The sequence below is a fragment of the Sphingorhabdus rigui genome, assembly GCF_014196595.1.
Taxonomy (GTDB): domain Bacteria; phylum Pseudomonadota; class Alphaproteobacteria; order Sphingomonadales; family Sphingomonadaceae; genus Sphingorhabdus_B; species Sphingorhabdus_B rigui.
Genome location: NZ_JACIEA010000001.1, coordinates 1,317,099 through 1,339,354, shown reverse-complemented (window position 1 = coordinate 1,339,354; position 22,256 = coordinate 1,317,099). Strand labels below are relative to the sequence as shown.

Annotated in this window: 20 protein-coding genes, 1 tRNA gene, 1 other RNA gene and 1 pseudogene; 19 read left to right on the top strand and 4 right to left on the bottom strand. The window is 54.6% G+C overall.

The genetic code is table 11. From position 1 onward, the window contains the following. Window positions 1–52 precede the first annotated feature (52 nt). The 8 genes from gatC (at window position 53) to GGR91_RS06080 (ending at window position 10,281) form a co-directional block, all read left to right on the top strand. A complete protein-coding gene (gene gatC / locus GGR91_RS06115) occupies window positions 53–340 on the top strand; it encodes an Asp-tRNA(Asn)/Glu-tRNA(Gln) amidotransferase subunit GatC (RefSeq protein ID WP_183941036.1) in 288 nt (95 codons plus the stop codon). Continuing rightward, the gene (gene gatA / locus GGR91_RS06110) at window positions 340–1,824 is read left to right on the top strand and encodes an Asp-tRNA(Asn)/Glu-tRNA(Gln) amidotransferase subunit GatA (protein WP_183941034.1); all 1,485 of its coding nucleotides are present in this window, start codon (window positions 340–342) and stop codon (window positions 1,822–1,824) included. The genes gatC and gatA overlap by 1 nt, the downstream gene beginning before the upstream one ends. A 1-nt stretch (window position 1,825) precedes the next feature. After that, window positions 1,826–3,292 (top strand): Asp-tRNA(Asn)/Glu-tRNA(Gln) amidotransferase subunit GatB, encoded by a 1,467-nt coding sequence (gatB, locus tag GGR91_RS06105; RefSeq protein WP_183941032.1) that lies wholly within the window; start codon window positions 1,826–1,828, stop codon window positions 3,290–3,292. A 104-nt stretch (window positions 3,293–3,396) separates the two neighbouring features. After that, window positions 3,397–3,481: transfer RNA gene (locus GGR91_RS06100), tRNA-Leu, on the top strand. A gap of 94 nt (window positions 3,482–3,575) precedes the next feature. Continuing rightward, window positions 3,576–5,075 (top strand): trigger factor, encoded by a 1,500-nt coding sequence (tig, locus tag GGR91_RS06095; RefSeq protein WP_183941030.1) that lies wholly within the window; start codon window positions 3,576–3,578, stop codon window positions 5,073–5,075. A gap of 265 nt (window positions 5,076–5,340) precedes the next feature. Then, window positions 5,341–5,973: an ATP-dependent Clp protease proteolytic subunit gene (locus tag GGR91_RS06090; RefSeq protein WP_183941028.1), complete on the top strand. Its 633-nt coding sequence runs from the start codon at window positions 5,341–5,343 to the stop codon at window positions 5,971–5,973. A gap of 134 nt (window positions 5,974–6,107) precedes the next feature. After that, window positions 6,108–7,379, top strand: a complete 1,272-nt coding sequence (gene clpX / locus GGR91_RS06085; protein WP_183941026.1) for an ATP-dependent Clp protease ATP-binding subunit ClpX — start codon at window positions 6,108–6,110, stop codon at window positions 7,377–7,379. Between the two features lie 262 nt (window positions 7,380–7,641). Further along, window positions 7,642–10,281, top strand: a complete 2,640-nt coding sequence (locus GGR91_RS06080) for a TonB-dependent receptor (RefSeq protein WP_183941024.1) — start codon at window positions 7,642–7,644, stop codon at window positions 10,279–10,281. 52 nt (window positions 10,282–10,333) lie between these two features. On the opposite strand, the gene mtgA is transcribed toward GGR91_RS06080, so the two are convergent. The 3 genes from mtgA to GGR91_RS06065 all read right to left on the bottom strand — a co-directional run bounded on the left by mtgA (window position 10,334) and on the right by GGR91_RS06065 (window position 13,006). Further along, the gene (mtgA, locus tag GGR91_RS06075; protein WP_183941022.1) at window positions 10,334–11,035 is read right to left on the bottom strand and encodes a monofunctional biosynthetic peptidoglycan transglycosylase; all 702 of its coding nucleotides are present in this window, start codon (window positions 11,033–11,035) and stop codon (window positions 10,334–10,336) included. A 51-nt stretch (window positions 11,036–11,086) separates the two neighbouring features. After that, on the bottom strand, window positions 11,087–11,992 hold the full coding sequence (rpoH, locus tag GGR91_RS06070; protein WP_183941020.1) for an RNA polymerase sigma factor RpoH: 906 nt from the start codon (window positions 11,990–11,992) through the stop codon (window positions 11,087–11,089). A gap of 72 nt (window positions 11,993–12,064) precedes the next feature. Next, window positions 12,065–13,006 (bottom strand): RluA family pseudouridine synthase, encoded by a 942-nt coding sequence (locus tag GGR91_RS06065; RefSeq protein ID WP_183941580.1) that lies wholly within the window; start codon window positions 13,004–13,006, stop codon window positions 12,065–12,067. A 16-nt stretch (window positions 13,007–13,022) separates the two neighbouring features. Between GGR91_RS06065 and GGR91_RS06060 the strand changes: the two genes are divergently transcribed. The 9 genes from GGR91_RS06060 (at window position 13,023) to rnpB (ending at window position 20,546) form a co-directional block, all read left to right on the top strand. Beyond that, entirely contained in the window at window positions 13,023–13,430 is a 408-nt protein-coding gene (locus GGR91_RS06060; RefSeq protein WP_183941018.1) for a Mov34/MPN/PAD-1 family protein, read from the top strand. 64 nt (window positions 13,431–13,494) lie between these two features. Beyond that, on the top strand, window positions 13,495–14,145 hold the full coding sequence (locus GGR91_RS06055; protein WP_183941016.1) for a histidine phosphotransferase family protein: 651 nt from the start codon (window positions 13,495–13,497) through the stop codon (window positions 14,143–14,145). A gap of 65 nt (window positions 14,146–14,210) precedes the next feature. Then, a complete protein-coding gene (locus tag GGR91_RS06050; protein ID WP_183941014.1) occupies window positions 14,211–16,589 on the top strand; it encodes a chemotaxis protein CheA in 2,379 nt (792 codons plus the stop codon). After that, the gene (locus GGR91_RS06045) at window positions 16,586–17,023 is read left to right on the top strand and encodes a chemotaxis protein CheW (protein ID WP_183941012.1); all 438 of its coding nucleotides are present in this window, start codon (window positions 16,586–16,588) and stop codon (window positions 17,021–17,023) included. Before GGR91_RS06050 ends, GGR91_RS06045 begins: the two co-directional genes overlap by 4 nt. Before the next feature lie 89 nt (window positions 17,024–17,112). Continuing rightward, a complete protein-coding gene (locus GGR91_RS06040) occupies window positions 17,113–17,478 on the top strand; it encodes a response regulator (protein ID WP_183941010.1) in 366 nt (121 codons plus the stop codon). Window positions 17,479–17,487: 9 nt separating this feature from the next. Further along, a complete protein-coding gene (gene cheB, locus GGR91_RS06035) occupies window positions 17,488–18,570 on the top strand; it encodes a chemotaxis-specific protein-glutamate methyltransferase CheB (RefSeq protein ID WP_183941008.1) in 1,083 nt (360 codons plus the stop codon). Further along, entirely contained in the window at window positions 18,567–19,403 is an 837-nt protein-coding gene (locus tag GGR91_RS06030) for a CheR family methyltransferase (RefSeq protein ID WP_183941006.1), read from the top strand. The genes cheB and GGR91_RS06030 overlap by 4 nt, the downstream gene beginning before the upstream one ends. A gap of 64 nt (window positions 19,404–19,467) precedes the next feature. After that, on the top strand, window positions 19,468–20,160 hold the full coding sequence (locus tag GGR91_RS06025; protein WP_183941004.1) for an N-acetylmuramoyl-L-alanine amidase: 693 nt from the start codon (window positions 19,468–19,470) through the stop codon (window positions 20,158–20,160). A gap of 6 nt (window positions 20,161–20,166) precedes the next feature. After that, window positions 20,167–20,546, top strand: an RNA gene (gene rnpB, locus GGR91_RS06020) — RNase P RNA component class A. A 50-nt stretch (window positions 20,547–20,596) separates the two neighbouring features. On the opposite strand, the pseudogene GGR91_RS11770 reads toward rnpB, so the two are convergent. Then, window positions 20,597–20,917: pseudogene (locus GGR91_RS11770) on the bottom strand (DUF4345 family protein); the annotation flags it as partial. 92 nt (window positions 20,918–21,009) lie between these two features. Between GGR91_RS11770 and GGR91_RS06010 the strand changes: the two are divergent. Together GGR91_RS06010 and GGR91_RS06005 are read left to right on the top strand one after the other, a co-directional pair. Beyond that, on the top strand, window positions 21,010–21,645 hold the full coding sequence (locus tag GGR91_RS06010) for a Yip1 family protein (RefSeq protein WP_183941002.1): 636 nt from the start codon (window positions 21,010–21,012) through the stop codon (window positions 21,643–21,645). Between the two features lie 51 nt (window positions 21,646–21,696). After that, window positions 21,697–22,230 (top strand): J domain-containing protein, encoded by a 534-nt coding sequence (locus GGR91_RS06005; RefSeq protein WP_183941000.1) that lies wholly within the window; start codon window positions 21,697–21,699, stop codon window positions 22,228–22,230. Window positions 22,231–22,256 lie beyond the last annotated feature (26 nt).

Genomic DNA, 22,256 nt, shown 5'->3' with positions numbered 1-22,256 from the left:
AGATTAAGCTTTTCCGTTGAAGCGGGGCAGGTGCAATGCTAGCGGCTGGCGTATGTCTATAGATAAAGATACCGTGAACAAAATCGCACGGCTTTCGCGCATCGCGATTAGCGATGCAGAGGCTGACAAGATGGTCGGCGAACTCAATGGCATTCTTGCCTGGGTGGAGCAATTGGGCGAAGTAGACGTCACTGGCGTTGAGCCAATGACGGCTGTCATCCCCAATAAGCTGCGCCTGCGTGATGACGTCGTCACCGATGGCGATGTCCGCGACAAGGTGCTTGCCAATGCGCCAGCGAAGGAAGGCAGCTTCTTTGGCGTGCCCAAGGTGATTGAATAATGACTGATTTTTCGAGACTGGGCGTAGCTGCCATTCGTGATGGTGTCGCCAACGGCGAATTCAAAGCCGTTGAGGTTGCTGAAGCGCTGAACACGCGCGTTGCTGCGGCAAAGGCACTCAACGCCTTTATCGTCGAAACGCCTGAAATGGCCGTTGCTGCTGCACAAGCGGTTGATGCCGACCGCGCGGCGGGCAAGCCACTTGGCAAAATGGCCGGTGTGCCGATTGGCATGAAGGATTTGTTCTGCACCGAAGGCGTGCAGACGACCGCTGCAAGCCATATGCTGGAAGGTTTCGTGCCGACCTATGAGTCGACGGTATCCGCCAATCTTTGGAAGGCTGGGGCAGGGATGTTGGGCAAGCTCAACCTTGACCAGTTCGCCATGGGTTCGTCGAACGAAACCAGCTATTTCGGCAACGTCATTTCACCTTGGCGTCGCAATGATGGTGGCAACGCCGCACTTGCGCCGGGTGGTTCATCGGGCGGTTCGTCCTCTGCCATCGCGGCCCGGCTGTGCCCTGCTGCGACGGGTACCGACACCGGTGGCTCGATCCGCCAACCTGCCGCATTTGTCGGCATTAGCGGTATCAAGCCAACCTATGGCCGCTGCTCGCGTTGGGGCGTTGTGGCGTTTGCCAGTTCGCTTGACCAAGCTGGCCCAATGGCGCGCGACGTCCGCGATTGCGCGATCATGTTGGAAGCCATGGCAGGCTTTGATCCGAAGGATTCCACCTCGCTCGATTTGCCTGTGCCCGCATGGGAAGCGGCTTTGAATAGCGATCTGAAGGGCAAGCGCATCGGCATTCCCCGCGAATATCGTCTTGATGGTATCGACGAAGATATTGCCAAGATGTGGGATAATGGCATCGCATGGCTGAAGGATGCAGGCGCGGAAATCGTCGACATCAGCCTGCCGCATACCAAATATGCGTTGCCTGCTTATTACATCATCGCCCCTGCTGAAGCGTCATCGAACCTTGCGCGCTATGATGGCGTGCGTTTTGGTTTGCGCGATTTGCCTGAGGGCGCTGGCCTGCAGGATATGTATGCCGCAACCCGCGCCGCCGGTTTTGGCGAAGAAGTGCGCCGTCGCATCATGATCGGCACTTATGTGCTCAGCGCTGGTTTCTACGACGCATATTACACGCAGGCGCAAAAGGTTCGCGCCTTGATCGCACGCGATTTCGAAAATGCGTGGGCAAGCTGTGACCTCATCCTCGCGCCAACCGCACCTAGCGCGGCCTTTGGCTTGGGTGAGAAAAACGCCGACCCATTGTCGATGTATTTGAACGACGTGTTCGCGGTGCCTGCCTCATTGGCTGGCCTGCCCGCGATGTCGGTTCCGGGTGGCCTCGACAAGCAAGGCCTGCCTATGGGGCTGCAGATTATCGGCAAGGCGCTTGACGAACAGGCTGTGCTCAACGCCGGCCTCGCGATTGAGCAGCGTTCAGGATTTACGGCGGAAGCCGGAGAGTGGTGGTAATATGAGCGAGTACCGCATCCAGGGAAATACCGGTGAGTGGGAGGTCGTGATTGGCCTTGAAGTTCATGCGCAGATCACCAGTGAGTCCAAACTCTTTTCAGGCTCATCGACCGGCTTTGGCGCCGAACCCAACAGCCATGTGAGCCTTGTCGACGCAGCGATGCCCGGCATGTTGCCCGTGCCAAACCGCGAATGTCTGCGTCAGGCTGTGCGCACCGGCATGGCGATCAATGCGCAGATCAACCGCTGGTCGCGCTTTGACCGCAAGAATTATTTCTACGCCGATTTGCCGCAGGGCTACCAGATTTCGCAGTTGTATCACCCCATCGTGGGTGAGGGCGAGATTGAAGTCACGCTCAACGAAAAAGACCCCGATAGCCCGACCAAGAAAATCGGGATTGAACGGATCCATGTCGAGCAAGACGCAGGCAAGTTGATGCATGACCAGCATCCAACAATGTCTTTTGTTGATTTGAACCGCTCGGGTGTTGCGCTGATGGAAATCGTGTCGCGTCCTGACATTAGCAGCCCGCAAGAGGCTGGAGCATATCTCAAGAAACTCCGCTCTATCCTGCGCTATGTCGGATCGTGCGATGGCAATATGGAACAAGGCTCCATGCGCGCTGACGTCAACGTGTCTGTCCGTAAGCCCGGTGGTGAACTGGGCACGCGCACAGAGACCAAGAACGTCAACTCCATCCGCTTTATGATGCAGGCGATTGAGTATGAAGCGCAGCGCCAGGTGGATCTGATCGAAAGCGGCGGCGCAGTGGTTCAGGAAACCCGCTTGTTCGACCCGAACAAGATGGAGACGCGCTCGATGCGGTCGAAAGAAGACGCGCATGACTATCGTTATTTCCCCGACCCTGATTTGTTGCCGGTCGAACTCGACGACGCGTTTCTGGAGGAATGCCGTGCGTCCTTGCCAGAGCTTCCCGACGCCAAACGTGCGCGTTATGAAGCATTGGGCCTCACCGCATACAATGCCGCTGTTCTGACGGCGGAAGCCGAAACGGCGTTTTGGTTTGAAGATTTGTTGGCCGAAGGCGTCGATGCCAAGCAGGCGTCGAACTGGTTGATGTCCGAATTGTTCGGTGCGCTGAACAAGCTGGGCAAGACCTTGGACGAAAGCCCGGTCAATCCAAAGCAAGCTGCCGAGCTTCTTGGCCTGGTTGCCGATGGCACAATCAGCGGCAGCATCGCCAAGCAGGTCTTCGAAATCATGCTTGAGACGGGGCAGGGCGCATCTGCCATTGTCGAAGAAAAAGGCCTGAAGCAGACCAATGACACAGGCGCGATTGAGGCAGAGATTGCCAAGATCATGGCCGCCAATGACGACAAGGTTGCCGAGTACCGCTCCGGCAAAGACAAATTGTTTGGTTTCTTCGTGGGCCAGACGATGAAGGCGATGCAGGGCAAGGCCAATCCGCAAATCATCAACGACTTGCTGAAAAAGGCGCTTGGTTAACAGATGATAAGGGCGCAGCGGCGGTTTTGCCGCTTCTGCCCTTGCCCTAGCGGGGCTTTCCCGTTAGAGGCTCCCGTCGTTTGTGAAACGGCAGCTTTTCGTAAGCGGGCGTGGCGGAATTGGTAGACGCACCAGATTTAGGTTCTGGCATCGCAAGGTGTGGGGGTTCGAGTCCCTTCGCCCGCACCACGAAATAGGGAAGTTCCCGGCTGTCGTTGAGCCCGAAAGCCATTTAACGTTTAAGGTGAGGCCAGCCGCTTTGCCTGCAGATAGAGAAGATATTATGCAAACCGTCGAGACACAGAATGAAGGCCTGAAGCGCGCATATCGTATGACGATTACCGCGAAAGACGTCGAATCACGCATCGATGCCGAGGTAAAGAAAATCGCGCCTCAGGTGCGTATGCCCGGTTTCCGTCCTGGCAAGGTTCCTGCCAATCTGGTCAAGAAAATGCATAAGGATTCGTTGCTTCAGGACGCGCTGAACAGCTCGATCCAAGAAGGCGTCCAAAAGGCGATTTCTGACCACAAGCTGCGCCCTGCGACTCAGCCGCACGTGCATCTCGACAATGGGTACGAGCCAGGCAAAGACGCGGTTGTTGATTTCCATCTCGAAGTCCTGCCCGCCATTACCGCGCCGTCGATCGATGGCATCACGCTTGAGCGCCTGACGGTTGAAGTCAGCGACGCGCAGGTAGACGAATCGATCCTGAAGCTTGCTGAAGGACAAAAGAGCTTTGAAGCGGCTGACAAGAAATATGCCGCAAAGATGGGCGACAGCGTCGTCATCGACTTTGAAGGTAAGGTCGACGGCGTACCATTTGAAGGCGGCAAGGGCGAAGGCATGGCCGTTGAGCTTGGCTCAGGCCAGTTGATCCCCGGTTTCGAAGACCAGCTCGTTGGCGTCAAAGCCAATGACGAGAAGGTTCTGAACGTAACCTTCCCCGAAGATTACAATGCCGAAAACCTGAAGGGCAAGGCCGCGACTTTTGACATCGTCGTCACCGAAGTGCGCAAGCCTGTCGAAGCGAAAGCGGATGACAATCTTGCAAAGATGTTCGGCCTTGAAGGTATCGACAAGCTGCGTGAACTGATGAAGGTTCAGGTTGAGCAAGAACATAACGGTCTGACCCGCACCTACATGAAGCGCCAGTTGCTTGATCAGCTTGCTGCAGATCATGACTTTGACGTGCCGCCATCGATGGTCGAAGCAGAATTCGAACAGATTTGGGCGCAGTTGGAGCAGGAAGCTGCCCGCGAAGAAGACGCCGAAGCTGCGAAGAAGGAAATGGAAGCCGAGCGCGAAGAGTATCGCGATATCGCCGTCCGCCGCGTTCGCCTTGGTTTGTTGCTGTCCGAAATCGGTCAGGCAAATGGCGTTGAAGTCAGCCAACAGGAAATGAACATGCTGGTGCAGCAAGCTGCGCAGCAATATCGTCCTGAAGACCGTCAGCGTTTTGTGCAGTATCTGCAGGAAAACCCAATGGCAGCGGCCCAGCTGCGTGCGCCAATGTTTGAAGACAAGGTTGTAGATTTCTTGTTCGACAAGGCGACGATCACGGAAAAGACCGTAACCAAGGACGTTCTTGAAGCAGCGATTGAAGCTGAACCAGACGCAAAGCCAGCGGCGAAGAAAAAGGCTCCTGCGAAAAAGGCTGCAGCAAAGGAAGAGGCGCCTGCAAAGGAAGCTAAGCCTGCTGCAAAGAAAGCTGCTCCTAAGAAGGACGCGGAAGAAGCGCCTGCCAAGAAGGCTCCTGCCAAGAAGGCTGCACCTAAGAAATAATCGTCCAGTTTTGAACAAACGAAAAGGCCTCGGGATTCCGGGGCCTTTTTTGTTTCGGTCGCTCTGACGTGCGTCACATTTGGTTTTTAAATGGCCAGATCATTCAAAATCTAACAACTAATCGATGTTACCATCTAAATTGCAGCGTAATTTTGATGAACTCTCTGTGGATTGCACGCCAGTTTAACCTTTTCCTGCTTGAAACTTTGTCTGCCCGCGCCGATGTAGGCATCAGCGTAAAAACAGAACAGCCCAGAGGTATTTCATGCACGTCCCATTTGATCCGGTACAAGCCCTAGTTCCCGTCGTTATCGAGCAATCGAACCGGGGAGAGCGGAGCTGGGACATTTTTTCGCGTCTTCTGCGCGAGCGGATCATTTTTGTGACGGGTGAGGTCGAGGACAATATGGCGTCGGTTATCACCGCGCAGCTGTTGTTCCTTGAGTCGGACAATCCAAAGAAAGATATTTGGATGTACATCAACTCGCCGGGCGGCGTTGTAACCGCTGGCATGGCGATTCATGACACCATGCAATACATCCGTCCAAAGGTCGGGACAGTGTGCATCGGACAAGCCGCATCGATGGGTAGCTTCCTGTTGGCAGCTGGCGAGCCCGGCATGCGCGTTGCGCTGACCAATTCGCGTATCATGGTCCACCAGCCTTCGGGCGGCGCGCGTGGTATGGCATCCGACATCCAAATTCAGGCGAATGAAATCCTCCGCATTCGCAAGCGTATGAACGACCTGTACGCCAAATATACGGGCAAGCCGTTGAAGGACATTGAAAAAGCGATGGATCGCGACACGTTCTTGGAAGCGGACGAAGCCAAGGCATTTGGTCTGGTGGACGAAGTGTTTGACAAGCGTCCGCTAAATTCTGAGGCAGGCGCAGACTGATTGCGTTAGCAATCGCGCTCAGGCCTTTGCCAAGATGGCACAGCCCATTTTGGGCTATTGCCAAATCGGAACGCATCTTTAGGATGTTGGTTCAATAAAGTACGCCCCGTTTCGGCGTGGTAGCAGGACATATTATGACGAAGTTAAGCGGATCCGACACTAAGAGCACATTATATTGCTCATTCTGTGGAAAATCACAGCACGAAGTCCGCAAATTGATCGCTGGCCCGACCGTTTTCATCTGTGATGAGTGTGTTGAGCTTTGCAACGACATCATTCGTGAAGAAACCAAGGGTGCACTCACTGGCCGCAAGGAAGGTGAAGTTCCGACACCGCAGGAAATCTGCGAAGTTCTCGACGACTATGTCATTGGTCAACCGCAGGCGAAACGTGTGCTGTCGGTTGCTGTGCACAACCATTATAAGCGGCTCAACCATGGTGCCAAAGGTGCCGAAGTTGAATTGGCCAAGTCGAACATCCTGCTCGTTGGCCCAACAGGTTGCGGAAAGACCTTGCTTGCCCAGACGTTGGCAAAGACGTTTGACGTGCCATTCACGATGGCCGACGCGACGACCCTGACCGAAGCGGGCTATGTTGGCGAAGATGTTGAAAACATCATCCTGAAGCTGCTGCAGGCGTCTGACTATAATGTCGAAAAGGCGCAGCGCGGTATCGTGTATATCGACGAAATCGACAAGATTAGCCGTAAGGCCGAAAACCCGTCCATTACGCGCGACGTAAGCGGTGAGGGCGTTCAGCAGGCTTTGCTGAAGCTTATGGAAGGCACAACCGCTAGTGTGCCTCCGCAGGGCGGCCGCAAGCATCCACAGCAGGAATTCCTGCAGGTCGATACAACGAATATCTTGTTCATCTGTGGCGGCGCGTTTGCCGGGCTGGAAAAGATCATTGCCAATCGTCTTGAAGGCAAGTCGATTGGGTTCGGCGCACATGTCGCCGATCCTGATGAACGCGGAACGGGTGAAATCCTCAAGCAGGTTGAACCGGAAGATTTGCTGAAATATGGCTTGATTCCGGAATTCGTAGGTCGTTTGCCGGTCACTGCGACGCTGGAAGATCTCGATATCCCCGCGCTCGTCAAGATCCTGTCGGAGCCGAAAAACGCGCTCGTGAAGCAGTATCGCAAACTGTTCGAGATGGAAGATGTCGGCCTGAGCTTTACCGATGAGGCGTTGGAAGCGGTCGCGAAGAAAGCGATTGAACGCAAAACTGGTGCTCGCGGACTGCGGTCGATCCTGGAAGCGATATTGTTGGATACGATGTTTGATCTTCCGACCTTTGACGGAGTTGACGAGGTTGTCGTGGACAAGGATGTGGTTGAAGGTCGCAAGACACCGGTCCTCGTTTACGCAAAATCGGCGAAATCGAACAAAGAGGATGCCGCATAAGCGCATTTCCCACTGACTGTGGCAAACAGGCCACAGCTATTAACAAAATGTTTAAATAGGCCAATTTACACAGGTTGCTGCACTGCAATACTTTGCCTGTCCGACGCGGTCGGTTAAGGGCGAATCATCTGCGGGGCGGGGTGTCATTTTACTGTCATTCACCGGCCCCAAGGGGATGGCGCGGTTCAATTCATATGGATGATTCGAGCGAAACGCTTGGTTGCCAGTGAATTGGCATGTGGAAACCAAAGGGGTTTTAGAAATGAAAATTCGTTATCAGCTTGCGGCGAGTGCGGTTGCACTTACCATCTGCAGCTTTTCAAGCGCTGCCTTCGCGCAGTCGACTGGTTCAGTCGATTTCGAAGAAGAAGTAATCGTTGTTTCCGGTTCTCGTTCGCAGGACGTTGCCGGAATTCAGGCACCTGACTCGACCAAGGCAAAAGCAGTTCTTACGCAAGAGCTGATCGAACGCCAGAACCCAGGCCAGACAATTCTCGACACCATCAACGTCATTCCAGGCGTAAGCTTCCAGAATAACGATGCTTATGGCTCGGGGGGCGGCACGCTGAACATCCGTGGTTTTGATTCGTCGCGTATCTCGCTGACGTTTGACGGTGTCCCTTTGAATGACTCCGGCAACTACGCCATCTATTCGAACCAGCAGCTTGACCCTGAATTGATTGAACAGGTTAACGTTAACCTTGGTACGACTGACGTCGATAGCCCTACAGCATCGGCTGTTGGCGGCACCGTCAACTACCGCACGATGACCCCGACCGAAGATTTCGGTGTTAAGGTTTCGCGCTCGCTTGGCGACTTTAACTTTGATCGTCTTTTTGGCATGGTCAACACTGGCAACCTGACGTCGTTCGGAACACGCGCGTTCTTCTCGGCTTCAAAGGCGACCAACAACAACCCGTTCAACAATTATGGCGTTATCGACAAGCAACAGTATAACGCAAAAATCTATCAGCCAATTGGCAGCGATGGTGACTTCATTGCGATTTCCGGTAGCTACAATGAAAACCGCAACAACTTCTTCGGTTCGCTGCCATTGCGCAACGACGCCGGCCGTGTTGTTGGTGCCGCTTCGACCAACCGTTTTCCAGCGAACAACAATGAGCGGGAATATCTGATTAACTTCCCTTGCACGACAACGGTAACGCCAGTTAACGGAACGGCTCAGTCGGCAACAACGTGCGGTACGGAATTCGACCGTCGTTATAACCCGTCAAACACCGGCAACATCCGTGGTTCGTCAAAATTCACTTTCGGTGAAAAGCTGACGTTGACCGTCGATCCAAGCTATCAGTACGTAAAGGCAAATGGTGGTGGCACCGTTACTGCACGTGAAGCACGTCGTGACATCGATCCGACTGGCGGCACAGCAAACTGCACGACCGTGGTAAGCGGTGCTGGCGTAAACTGCCAGGCTGGATACCTCTCGGGTTCACCATTCTTTGGTAAGGATCTGAACGGCGATGGCGACATCCTCGACCAGGTTACCATGATGGCGCCAAGCCAGACCCAAACACATCGTTATGGCGTGATCAGCTCGCTGCGTTATGAAATCAACGATGCACATTCGGTTCGTCTTGCCTACACCTTTGACCGTGCACGTCACCGTCAGACAGGCGAAGTTGGCTTGTTGGACGTCAATGGCGAGCCATTTGATGTTTTCCCAGTAAACGGCCCGCAAATTGCTGCCAACGGCGTAACGCTTCAAAAGCGTAACCGTCTGTCTTATGCAATTTTGCAGCAGGTTTCTGGCGAATATCGCGGTGAATTCATGGACAACAATCTGGTCGTGACAGCCGGTGTTCGTGCACCGTTCTTCAAGCGTGACCTGACCAACTATTGCTTCACCAGCTCAGCTGGCGGCTTTGTTGAGTGCTTCGGTGATGCAAGCCAGAACGCCGTGAACGCAACGCTCAACCCAACGCAGGCTGGTCCACAAAACCGCGTCTTCAAATATGACAAGATTTTGCCAAACGTAGGCTTCAACTACAAGTTTACGCCTGAATTCAGCATGTTCGCAAGCTTTGCGCAGGGCCTTTCGGTTCCAGGCACAGACAGCTTGTACAACGCGTTCTTCTTCCCGATCACGACCGCACGTGCGCGTCCTGCTCCAGAAACAACGGACAGCGTTGACCTTGGCGCTCGTTACCGTTCGGGTAACATCCAGGCACAGCTTTCGGGTTGGTTGACCAAGTTCCAGAACCGTTTGGCTTCGGCTTACGATCCAGAACTGGACCAGAACGTGTATCGTAACCTTGGTAATGTCGACAAATACGGTGTTGATGGTTCGATTTCATATCAGCCAATTCCTCAATTGGCCTTGTATGTCTTCGGTTCGTACATGAAGTCGGAAATCAAGAACAACGTTGCTATCGGTGAAAACACTGACGGAACGCCTGTTTTTGCTGCGACTGCTGGCCAGCGTGAAGGTGGTTCGCCGAAATATTCGTTCGGTGGAACCGTCCGCGGTGAAGTTGGACCAGTTGAACTTGGCATTACGGCAAAGCGCACTGGCCCACGGAACATCTTCGATACGGGTTCAGCAACCTACACAGGTACGTTCATTCCAACTGGTGCGGTTCCAACCGGCACTTTGGGTACAGTATCGCGGACCGAAATCTTCGGTGCAGCTGCGCCTGCTTATTGGATGGTCAACCTTGATGCGAGCGTTAACCTTGGCTTCTTGGGCGTGAGCGACAAGACCCGCTTCCAGCTCAACGTCTATAACCTGTTCGACCAATTCTATGTCGGCGGTTTTGGCGGCGGTTTGGCCCAGAGCGCAACGTATAACCGTGCAACGGGTGTTGGGACTTACGGTAGCCCCGGCTTCGTTCAAATCGGTGCACCACGCACCGTGAGCGGAACGCTTACGTTCGTATTCTAAGTCATTGAACTAGAAAATTAAAAAAGGGCGGGGCTTCGGCTTCGCCCTTTTTTTATGGGTAAATGCAGCTATCGAGGCCGTCGCGTTTGACGACGCGAATGCGCGCAGCGATGCTGTTCCCATACCGGCGGGTAAAACCACCCACGCCGTTTACCGCACGCTTTTTGGGCAATGGCAGAATAGCAGCCAATCGTGCGGCTTCCGTGCGTGTGAGATCTTTGGCAGATTTGTTGAAGTAACGCTGCGCGCCTTCTTCGGCGCCATAGGTGCCAATGCCGGTTTCAGCGACATTCAGATACACTTCCATAATCCGGCGTTTGCCCCAGATTTTTTCGATCAGGAATGTGAAATAGACTTCTGGCACTTTGCGCAGGTAACGCGTCCAACCGGACCCCTGCCACAGAAACACGTTCTTCGCGGTTTGCTGGCTGATGGTTGAGCCACCGCGCATTTTTCCGCCCTGCTGATTACGTTTAAGCGCCTTTTCAATCGCCTCACGGTCAAAACCATCATGGCTGCAAAATTTGCCATCCTCGGCGGCAATGACCGCGCGCACGAGATTTGGTGAGATGTCGGAAAGCGAGGTCCAGTCGCGCTTTGCGCCATGACTGTCGAACAGCATGGTCAGCGTTGTCGGCACGGGAACAACGGCATAAATGGCCGTCAACGCGACCGTTCCGCCGGTAAGATATATAGCCGTTTTCAGGCTGGAACGAAAGATACGGGCGGAAAACGAGCGCTTCGGTTTTTTCATTATCAAAAGCTAGCGCAGCGTTCTCCGCCCGTCATCTATTTTTACATGGGATTAGACGGTGAGCAGTAACCGCTTTTCGCCAGCGATCCGCAGCATTGCTTTTTGCAGTTTTTCAAAAGCCCGCACCTCAATCTGACGCACGCGCTCACGGCTAACGCTGTAAGTCTGGCTCAGCTCTTCGAGCGTTTGCGGTTCTTCAATCAGCCTGCGCTGTGTCAGAATATGCTTCTCGCGCTCATTCAGGCTGTCCATTGCTTCGGAGAGCAGGGCATGACGCATATCGCCTTCTTGAGCGTCGGCAACGCGTTCGTCCTGCAATGGCGTGTCATCGACCAACCAATCCTGCCATTGGCCATCGCCATCTTCGCGCATCGGGACGTTCAGTGACGTGTCACCGCCCATCGCCATGCGGCGGTTCATGTTGTTCACTTCTTCCTCGGACACGCCAAGGTCGGTGGCAATTTTACGCAAGGCGTCTTGGTTGAGATCGCCATCTTCAAACGCCTGAAGGTTGTTCTTCATCCGGCGTAGGTTGAAAAACAACTTTTTCTGCGCGGCAGTCGTGCCGATTTTGACCAGGCTCCAACTGCGCAGAATGAATTCCTGCATCGACGCACGAATCCACCACATCGCGTAAGTCGCGAGGCGGAAACCGCGGTCTGGATCGAATTTTTTTACACCTTGCATCAATCCGATGTTGCCTTCGGAAATAAGCTCGGACACCGGCAGGCCGTAGCCGCGATAGCCCATGGCAATTTTTGATACGAGGCGAAGATGTGACGTCACAAGCTGCTCGGCAGCTTTGGTATCGCCATGTTCTTGAAAGCGTTTGGCGAGCATATATTCTTGCTCAGGCTTCAAAACCGGAAACTTCCGGATTTCGCTTAGGTAACGGTTTAGGCTCGCGTCCCCCCCAAGGGCAGGTATTGTAGCCGGAACATTCTTTTTCTCAGACATGTTTTCCTCTTTCATTGTGCTTCCCACCGGGCCTCATCAAGCACCCGCTAGCAAAGCGTTCCCTTTGAAACTCTATATACGCATTTGGCTTAACAGAAGCTGCATATCCTCTGGTAAACCGCATTCGAACCGTAAGGTTTCGCCGGATATCGGATGAATAAACCCCAATGAGGCAGCATGCAATGCTTGTCGGTCGAACGGAGCCTGATCCGGTCCGATTCTGTAGGGGTTTTGTCGATTAGAATAAACGCTATCGCCGATTAGTGGATGGCCGATGTGGGCCATATGGACGCGGACTTGATGTGTCCGTCCCGTTTCCAACGTGCATTCGACGACTGCGGTTTTGGAAAATGCCTCCGTCATACGAAAATGCGTGACCGCATGCTTGCCCTTGGTATCGGGCAGCACCGCCATTTTTTTGCGGTTGGTCGTTGACCGGCCAATTTGCGTGCGCACCGTCCCTGCAGGTGGGGCAGGGATGCCACTGACGATCGCGATATATTTGCGTTCGATGTCATGCGCGGCGAACAATTTTGCCAGGCCCTCATGCGCGACGTCGCTTTTCGCCACGACCAGCAGCCCGGATGTGTCTTTATCGATACGGTGGACAATGCCCGGACGCTGAACGCCGCCAATGCCGGACAATTTGCCGTGACAATGGTGCAGCAGCGCATTGACCAATGTGCCATCGCTATGCCCGGCGGCAGGGTGCACAACCAATCCAGCGGGTTTGTTGACGATGATCAGATGCGCATCTTCATAAACGACGTCGAGCTGAATATCTTGCGGAATAGCTTTGTCAGGCTTGGGGGCAGGGACATGTAGTTCAAAATGCTTCCCGGACATTTTCTTGCTTGCGGGGTCCGCGAAGCTTTGCCCGTTGATGCGCAACGCTGCGTCAGCGATCAGTGCCTGAATACGCGCGCGTGAAAATTGCGGCAGCGCGGCAGCAAGCGCGCTATCGAGCCTTCCTTCGCCCAAAATACCTGTAAATGTGGCATTTTCTCCAACCATCTTATACACATGGGTTATGGCCCTGCATTTATCAAGCAATGACCAGAAACAACTTCTGCGTTGGGCGGCGGACGCCGACCAAAATGAATGTTGTGGCGTGTTGCGTGGAAGGGACCGGAAGGTCATTTCCGTGCAATGGGCAGCCAATGTTGCCGCCGATCCATCACGGAATTTTGAAATCGATCCTGCCGCGCTTATCGCCGTCCATAAGGATGCCAGAGCGGACGGCATGCCGCTTTTGGGGTATTTTCATTCGCACCCGAATGGCTTGGCGCGGCCCTCTGCGTCTGACATCGCGCAGGCCGCACCCGATGGCCTGATATGGCTCATCATTGCGGGGGGAGCAGTTACGGCATGGCAACCCATCGCTCTTGGCGCTCACGTCACGGGATTTACCCCAGTACCGCTGATCGTCGAGGGTTGAATCGCGTGAAAACACAGTCCATGACCGCCATCAATATGCCAGCCAGCCCAAGGAACCATTTTTAATGTCCGACACGGAAATCGATTTTGCCAGCCTGCTTTGCTCGCGCCTGTGTCATGACCTTTTGAGCCCTGTCGGAGCCATGAATAATGGCCTTGAGTTGCTGGCCGACGAGCATGATCCCGAAATGCGGCAACGGTGCATGGATTTGCTGGCGGAAAGCGCCAAGGCTGCGGCCGATAAGCTGAAGTTTTTCCGCCTCGCCTTTGGTGCTGCCGGCGGCTTTGGTTCAGAAGTCGACCCTAAAGAAGCGCGGATGGTGATTGAACCGCTAATAACCTCAAGCGGTCGCACGGTGTTGGAATGGGCTGTTCCTGCGCAGATGATGCCAAAAAGGGCGGTCAAAATCCTCTTGAACCTCGTGCTGTTGGCAAATGAAGCGCTGGTACGTGGCGGCACTTTATTCGTGGGCGCTGAAGCAGGATTGAACGAGCAGGAAATCGTTATTCGGGCGAGTGGAACCAAAATTGTTATGGATTCCGCTGTGCGTGACGCGCTGACGGGGAAGCTTGATGCCTCGATGGTGGATTCCCGCACCGCTGCGGCCTGGATGGCGCACACGCTTGCCCTGCAGGGCGGCGGGATGATCCAGCTCGCTGAACCCGACGCTGAACATCTCGTCATCGGCGCGCTGGTGCGCACTTCGCAGGTCTAGCGTTCTCAATATCTTTTTAACCATATGATGTCACATGTCGTTTCCGTTAAAACGGATCGGCAGACATGGACGACTTGATAGAAGACTTTATTGCTGAAACGCGCGAGACGCTTGAGGCGCTGACAAGTCAGTTGGTCGAGTGGGAGCGCCGGCCGCATGATCGCGCATTGCTCGACAGCGTATTTCGCTTTGTGCACACCGTAAAAGGAAGCTGCGGTTTCCTGTCACTCCCAAGGCTGCTTCGCCTGAGCCACGCGGCCGAGGACGTATTGAGCGCTGCACGCGATGGCGAGGTCGAGGTGTCGGCAGATCTGGTAACCGCGGTGCTCGCCGTGATCGACCGTGTCGCCATTCTAACCGAGGCACTTGATACTGGCGCATCTGTCTATGATGACGATGACATCTTGATTGGGGCCCTGCGCCAATATTTGGGAGACAAACCCACCGATCTGGCCACCGGCCCCGTTGATGAATCGGGCGACACACTGGCACATGAAGACACCATATCACGCGGCAAAACGCGAACTGTGCGGGTGTCGCTTAGCCTGCTCGACAATTTGATGAGCGGTGTTTCGGACATGGTGCTCGCCCGCAACGAAGTGTCGCGTCAGCTTCGCAAGGTTAGCTCGAACGCAGATCTCGATGTGTCATTTGGGCGTTTGTCTTCCACTGTGGCCGAGCTGCGCGATGCCGTTGGCATGATGCGCATGCAGCATATCGACAAATTATTCTCGGCGCTTCCAAGGCTTGTTCGCGACATAGCAATCGAACTTGGCAAAGAAATAGAATTGCGCATCGACGGAAGCGAAGTCGAAGTTGACCGCGAAATGGTCGAAGCGTTGCGCGATCCCCTAACGCACATTCTGCGCAATGCAGCCGATCACGGAATTGAAAGTACCGACGAACGGCGCGCTGCTGGCAAAGACCCAGTAGGCCATATTCGTGTCTCTGCCCGCCAGTCTGGCAACCAGATTATCATTGAAATTGCGGATGATGGGCGGGGGATAAACGTCGACAAGCTAGGCATTCGCGCCATAGCCGCCAATATAATGACGGTCGGTGAATGGCAGAAAATGTCACCGCGCGCGCGGCTGAACACCATTTTTACGCCCGGCCTTTCGACCGCGGATAGCGTGACGTCGATATCGGGTCGCGGTGTTGGCATGGACGTTGTTCGCAACAATTTGCAAGCCATCGGCGGCACGATTGAGTTAGAGAATCATGAAGGCCATGGGCTAAAAATAACTTTGCGTTTGCCACTAACGCTTTCAATCATCGCAGGGCTTTCGGTGCGCGCTGGTTCGCAGATTTTTGGCATCGCGCGCAGCTCGGTCGTTGAGATGGTTTCGACATCGAACCCCAACGTTAAATTCGAAGAACTGGGCGGTCGCAAAATCGTGAGCATTCGAAAAAGGCGTTATCCTTTCAAATCGCTCGAAGACATATTGGGGATTGCGCACGAGGCACATACCCTTGGCGAGAGCCGCACGCTCATCGTGATGCGTCCGGCGGTGGGAACCACATTCGTGTTGGAAGTTGCCGCCGTTATCGACAATGAAGAGCTTGTCGTGAAGCCGGGGGCGCCATTGGTGATGGGCAACGGTCTGTTCGCTGGAACCTCGCTGCCGGACAATGGCCGACCTATGTTGTTGCTCGACGCGAGCGGGCTCGGCACTGCTATGGGGCTGTCTGCCACAGCCAATGAAGATGACGAGACCAACAGCCGCGCGGATGCCGAGAGCAACACGAATAGCCCATCTGCCTTGCTGTTCATTGCCACGGATGGTCGCAAACAAGCCATTCGTTTGTCAGCAATCGAGCGCATGGAAGATATCGAGGTTGCCCAGATCCAATATGTTGGCGGAAGAACGCGGGTCTCTGCCGACGGTGGATTGTATGATTTATGGGAATATGAATCCGCACCCGACGATGGTTTGGTGAAAGTGTTGAGACTTAGCGATGGTGACAGCGCTTGCTATCTTGCCGTCAGCGACGTCATCGACATCTTTAGCATCGCAGGAGATATGGTGCCAAGCGCACAACCGGAACAGCATGAAGGCGTCGTCTATGCCTTTGGAGAGCCGGTTGAACTGCGCAACATGTTCGCGTTTTTCGAAACATCTGATCGCACGCGCCGAAATCGCAGTTCTGACGCATTGTGCTTCATTGATTGCCCAGAAGATTCCCAATGGGAACGTATGATATTGGCGCCGTTGCTGACAGCATCGGGATATGCGGTGAGTTTTGATGAACATGATCAATCCCGTGCGGCCATCATCCTCCACCGTGATGTGGCCACGGCGCCTGAACGGGCAACCGACCCACGAGCACTCCACCTGCGCGACTCGAGCCACGGTCTGAACGAGCCGATTGCCAGCATCTACCGTTACGACGGGGTAGGTTTGATATCCGCTATCGAAGAAAAATTGGCAGGGCGCGCATGAGCAATAAGTTGTATTTGATGGCCGACTTGGCAGGTTCGCGGGTTGCGATTGACAGCCGCCACGTGGAATCCATTGTCCATTTACCGGACGTCGTCCCAGTGCCGATGTGTGATCCGTCCATCGCGGGAATTTTTGCGCTGAGAAGCCGTGTCCTGACGCTGATCGACACCCAGTTCCTCATTACGGGCGTGCAGCAACCCGCCCATAAAGGCACTTTGGCAGTCGTCACGGAAATTGCGGGGCATCAATATGGGCTGCTCGTCGACAAGGTCCATGACGTCGTTCCAATTGCCATCGCGCAGGCCGAATCAAATATCCTGCCACCGACCGCGTGGAACCGTTACGTCGATCAGGTCGCCGCGCATCAAGGCGAATTGGTGATGATATTAAAAACAGAGGCGTTGGTTTCAGGTCAACCCGCTCTGGCTGCTTAAATTCGACACGTTTGCTGCGCAAATTAACGTGTCGATAAGATGGCCGATATATGGTCGCCATTCTGGTTGGAAAAAGGTGGGTATGTCGCATGAAATCCTGTTTGATTGTCGACGACAGTAAGGTCATTCGCAAGGTGGCCCGTCATATTCTCGAAACCATGCAGTTCGACGTTGCTGAGGCAGCAGATGGTAAAGAAGCGCTGGACCTTGTTGCGCAGGCGACGCCCGACGTGATTCTGCTCGATTGGAATATGCCGATCATGAGCGGGATGGATTTTTTGCGGGCCTATCGTTCGATGCATGCGGTGCCATCAGCCAAGGTGATATTCTGCACGACGGAAAATGGCATTGGGCACATTCAAGCGGCCATAGATGCCGGTGCCGATGAATATGTGATGAAACCGTTTGACCGCGAAACGCTTGAGTCGAAGCTGCAAATCGTTGGCTGCATTTGACGCGTCAAAATGCGCAGCAGATCGGCAGCATTGGATGGCAGTTGGCCACAGGCGGCGGTAACCCCGATTAGGGTCATGCTTGTCGACGATAGTGTTGTCGCACGTTCGATTTTTGCACGCATGCTGGGTAATTGCGGCGGCATAGAAATCATTTGCGAAGCATCGGACGGCGACGCTGCCGTTGCCAGTCTCGAAGAAAATGACGTCGACATCATATTGCTGGACATAGAAATGCCGAAGCGTTCGGGATTGGATGCGCTTCCCGATATTCTCGCAAAGGCGAATGGCGCGAGGGTGCTGGTCGTGTCGTCATTTGCTGAGGAGAACGGCCCCGCTGCGGTTCAGGCCCTTTCGCTTGGCGCATGCGACACTTTGGCAAAGCCCGGCCGCGCAGGCTTTTCGGGACGTTTCTCAGAAATTTTGATCGACAAAGTATTGCGCTTGGGTCGGTCGGCGCTGGAGCGCACCGACAGCAAATACGCAGCACGGCCTCTTCCGGATTATCGCGCATTAACGAAGCCACGCTGTATCGCGATTGGATCATCGACGGGCGGCATCCCGGCAATCCAACACATATTGCGCAATTTGGATGACTCTCTCGACTGTCCTATTTTTATCACGCAGCATCTGCCCGCTGCATTCATGAACTTTTTTGCAGGGCAACTCGATGGTCTCACAAAGCGAACGGTGAAGGTCGCTGAAGCCGGAGAGCGGGTGAAACACAATCATATCTACGTCGCGCCGGGTCACGCCCACTTAGTGTGCCGCAATGAGGGCAATGATGTCATCATCGGCCATCAATCGCGCTATAGCGCAAGCCGTTATTGCCCGTCGGTCGATGCCATGCTTGTGTCGGTGGCGCGAGCCTATGGACGCGATGGATTGGCGCTTGTTTTTAGCGGCATGGGTAATGATGGACTCGTCGGCGCGCGCGCCTTTAACGCATGTGCAGCACCCGTTTTCGTTCAAGATATGCAAAGTTCGGTCGTCTGGGGTATGCCGGGTGCAATCGTGAAGGAAGGCTTGGCCGCAGCGATTATGACACCAGCCCACATGACCGAAATGCTTTCACGGCTTACGACGTCATCATGAGCATCGCTGATGCCAAAGCTTACAGGACGCTATCGGCGGCGCTGGAAAGACATACCGGGCAAACGGTTCCTACAAACCGACATTGGCGAATCGATATGGCGCTTAAGCCATTGATGCGGCGTAACTCTGTGCCCGACCTACAAACGCTCGCTGCGTTAATCGAGACGGATACGGACCCCAAATTGACGCGTGCGTGCGTGGAGGCAATGGTGAATAACGAAACTTCTTTTTTCCGTGACCAGCCCAACTTTGCGCTGCTGGCTGGGCCCGTGCTCGACCACATTCGTGAATTACGTTCGGACACCAAAAGGCTGCGTATCTGGTCGGCGGCCTGCTCGACGGGGCAGGAGGCTTACTCTCTCGCCATTACAATATTGGAAAACGCCGAGAAATGGCGGGGTTGGACAATTCAAATATTGGGTACCGATGTATCTGCCACGGCGTTGGCACAGGCGCGGGAAGGGCGGTATTCGCAGTTTGAGATTCAGCGTGGTCTTCCCGTAACTTACATGCTCCGTTATTTCGAACAACAGGGCGAAGAATGGGTGGCCAAAGATGCGCTGCGCAAAATGGTGACGTTCACGGAGCATAATATGCTGACGCCCGTGCGCCATTTTGGCCGTTTTGACGTCATTTTATGCCGAAACGTCCTTATGTATCTCAGCGATGACAAGCGCACACATATTTTGGAAGCGATTGCGCCATCGATGGAAGAGGGCGGGCTTTTGATGCTGGGTGCCGCCGAAACCGTCATTGGGCAAACCCAAAAGTTTTGCGCCAGCAGGGCGTTTCGCGGTTTTTACGAGTTAACGCCGAACCGGCAAGGCGCGTAACCCGCAAAAGTTTCCCGCACCGGCTGATATTGCGTGCAACGGTCGACTTACCTATGGTCGCCTTATGACCATGATCTGGAACCCATCACCCAATTTTGGCGAGCGCAGCTTGCCGATCACGATGCTTGTTTTGCATTATACCGGCATGCAGTCGGGTGCAGCAGCCATTGATTGGCTTGCGAACCCCGCGTCCAAAGTGTCGGCGCATTATGTCGTCGATGAAGACGGCCAACTGGTCCACATGGTACGTGAGGAACAAAGGGCGCAGCATGCCGGGCTTTCCTATTGGCGCGGTGTGACGGACTGTAACAGCGCCAGCATTGGTATTGAGATCGTCAATCCCGGGCATGAATTTGGCTATCGCCCGTTTCCCGAAGCGCAAATGGACACAGTGACGCGATTGGTCGCCGAACTTGTCCGTACCTACGCAATTGATCCGCGAAACGTCGTTGGTCACAGCGACGTCGCGCCAACACGTAAAGAAGATCCGGGTGAGTACTTCGACTGGGAACGTTTGGCAAAGCTTGGCCTTGCTGTTCCGCGGCCGCGGGAAAAGCTGGTTGATCCAGGTTGGCCCGACGCCGCGTTTCTTTTGGCGTTAGAACGTTATGGTTACAGCATTTCAGATGGACGTGCGGCGACGGTTGCATTCCAGCGCCGTTTTCGCCCCGAAAATATTGAAGGCGTGATCGATGGAGAATGCCGGGCGATATTGCTGAGCTTGCTCTTGGAGTATGAGGGCGGACCTGCTATCTAAGCCATGCCAGAGGGTTGGGCGACCGCCGCTTAGTGGGTAACTGCTATGGGGAGGAAAGTCCGGGCTCCAGCGAGGAACGGTGCCGGATAACGTCCGGCGGAAGCAATTTTAGGGAAAGTGCCACAGAAAACAGTCCACCGCATTTCGATGCGGCCAGGTCGAAACGGTGCGGTAAGAGCGCACCGCGCTTTTGGTAACAGAAGCGGCAAGGCAAACCCCACCGGGAGCAAAACCGAATAGGGGCGGCATATGGCATCCTCCTGCCAGTCGCCCGGGTTGGTTGCATGAGTGCCGCAGCAATGCGTCGCCTAGATGAATGGTCGCACATCCGCGTATGCCTCGGCTGCAGCGGAGGACAGAACCCGGCTTACAGACCCTCTGGCTTTTTACCCCACGCCCAATAAGCGGCGCCCAATATGGCAAGGACAACCGCCTCGACGATGATCGGCGGGGCAACGGGGGCGCTGAACCCGTCAAACGCGATACTGACAATACGGCCGATTAACGTTGCACTCAAAAGGACGGCAGTCGCAATAAGCGCGCCCCGATGCTGCCGGAAGGCGGCGAACAAGGTGAATGCACCTATTCCCAAAAACAATCCTCCGACGTCGGCGCGCAGGTTTGCGCGGCCGATGTCATCGATTGCTGCAATGCCGCGCCCTGTGAACGCTGCGTCGAAGCTAAACCAATGCTGTGCAGCGCCAAACAGCGCAAACACGCCAATTGCACCCAGCAATACCCGCAATATTATATTCATGACCCCTCCGTTTACGCGAACGTCAACATTTACATATTCGCGCCATTATGTTTTCTTCTGCCAAGAAACACATTTTTCAGAGGGATAAGTCAATGTCGATTGTTGCTCGCGCGAAGAATATCATTTTAAAACCGACCGACGAATGGAATGTCATTGCGGACGAACCCGCAACGGTTGGCGGGTTGTTCACCGGATATGCGATGATCTTGGCAGCTATTCCTTTGGCAGCCGGCATAATATTTACAGGCGCATTGGGAATTAATACCGCTAGCCTTGGCGGCATGGGCGGCGGGGCTATGCAAATGGGCTTTGGCGCCATCGCGGCAATGGCGGTGGTGGGATATGTGTTTTCCCTCTTCACGCTTTTTGTGATGTCATTCCTCGTGAATGCGGTGTCCCCCAGCTTTAATGGCAAGTCCGACATGGTTCAGTCGACGAAGTTGATGACATACGCATCTACCCCAACTTGGGTAGCGGGCTCGGTCAGCTGGATTCCCATATTGGGCGGTCTAATTTCTTTCGCCGCAATCGCGTATGTCGTTTACCTGATCTATCTGGGGCTGCAGCCTGTGCTCGGCGTGCCGAAGGAAAAGGTCGCGGGGTTCACCGTTGTCATCGTGCTCATTTATGTCGTTCTGTCGGTCATTATTTCCGGCATCCTGATCGGCATTGCCTTTTCGACCTTGTTCGGCAGCGGGATGGTGGGCGGCGCTCTGTCCGGCGCATAAATTGCGTTTACGCCACTAGCAAAATGCGCGTGCCGTCGCTAAGTCGGCGGCATGGTGCGTACCACTCGACGAAATGACTGGGGTTTTCCCCGCTGGCGTGGCTATGGCAGCAGCACGGACGCCCAACAGGTGCGTCTGTGCGACCGCTATGGTTGCACGAAAGCGGGAAACTGCCCCGCACCGAAATCACCCAACAGCCCGGACCGCTGGATGTTCTGTGAAGAACATGCCGGGGAGTATAACCGTGGTTGGGACTATTTCGAAGGTCTGACCAAAGAAGAAGCGGACGAGCGCGAAGCCAATGAGCGCAGGGATTCGTCGGGCTATAAAGAATCCGCGCATTATGGTTGGGCGGGGTCCGGCGATGGTAGCCGAAGCCGTGATGAAATGCATGCGCTCGATATTCTGGGCCTTGAAAGCGACTCCACGTTTGATGACGCCAAAAAAGCCTGGCGCAAAATCGCCAAGGAAACGCACCCAGATGTAAACCCCGGCAACGCTGACGCTGCGAAAGCTTTTCAGGCAGGGCAGGCTGCTTATGACGTGCTGCGCGTTGCCGAAGAACGTCGGGAGTGGAAGGGCTAGTTTCTTGCGTGGGCCAAATTGCAAGC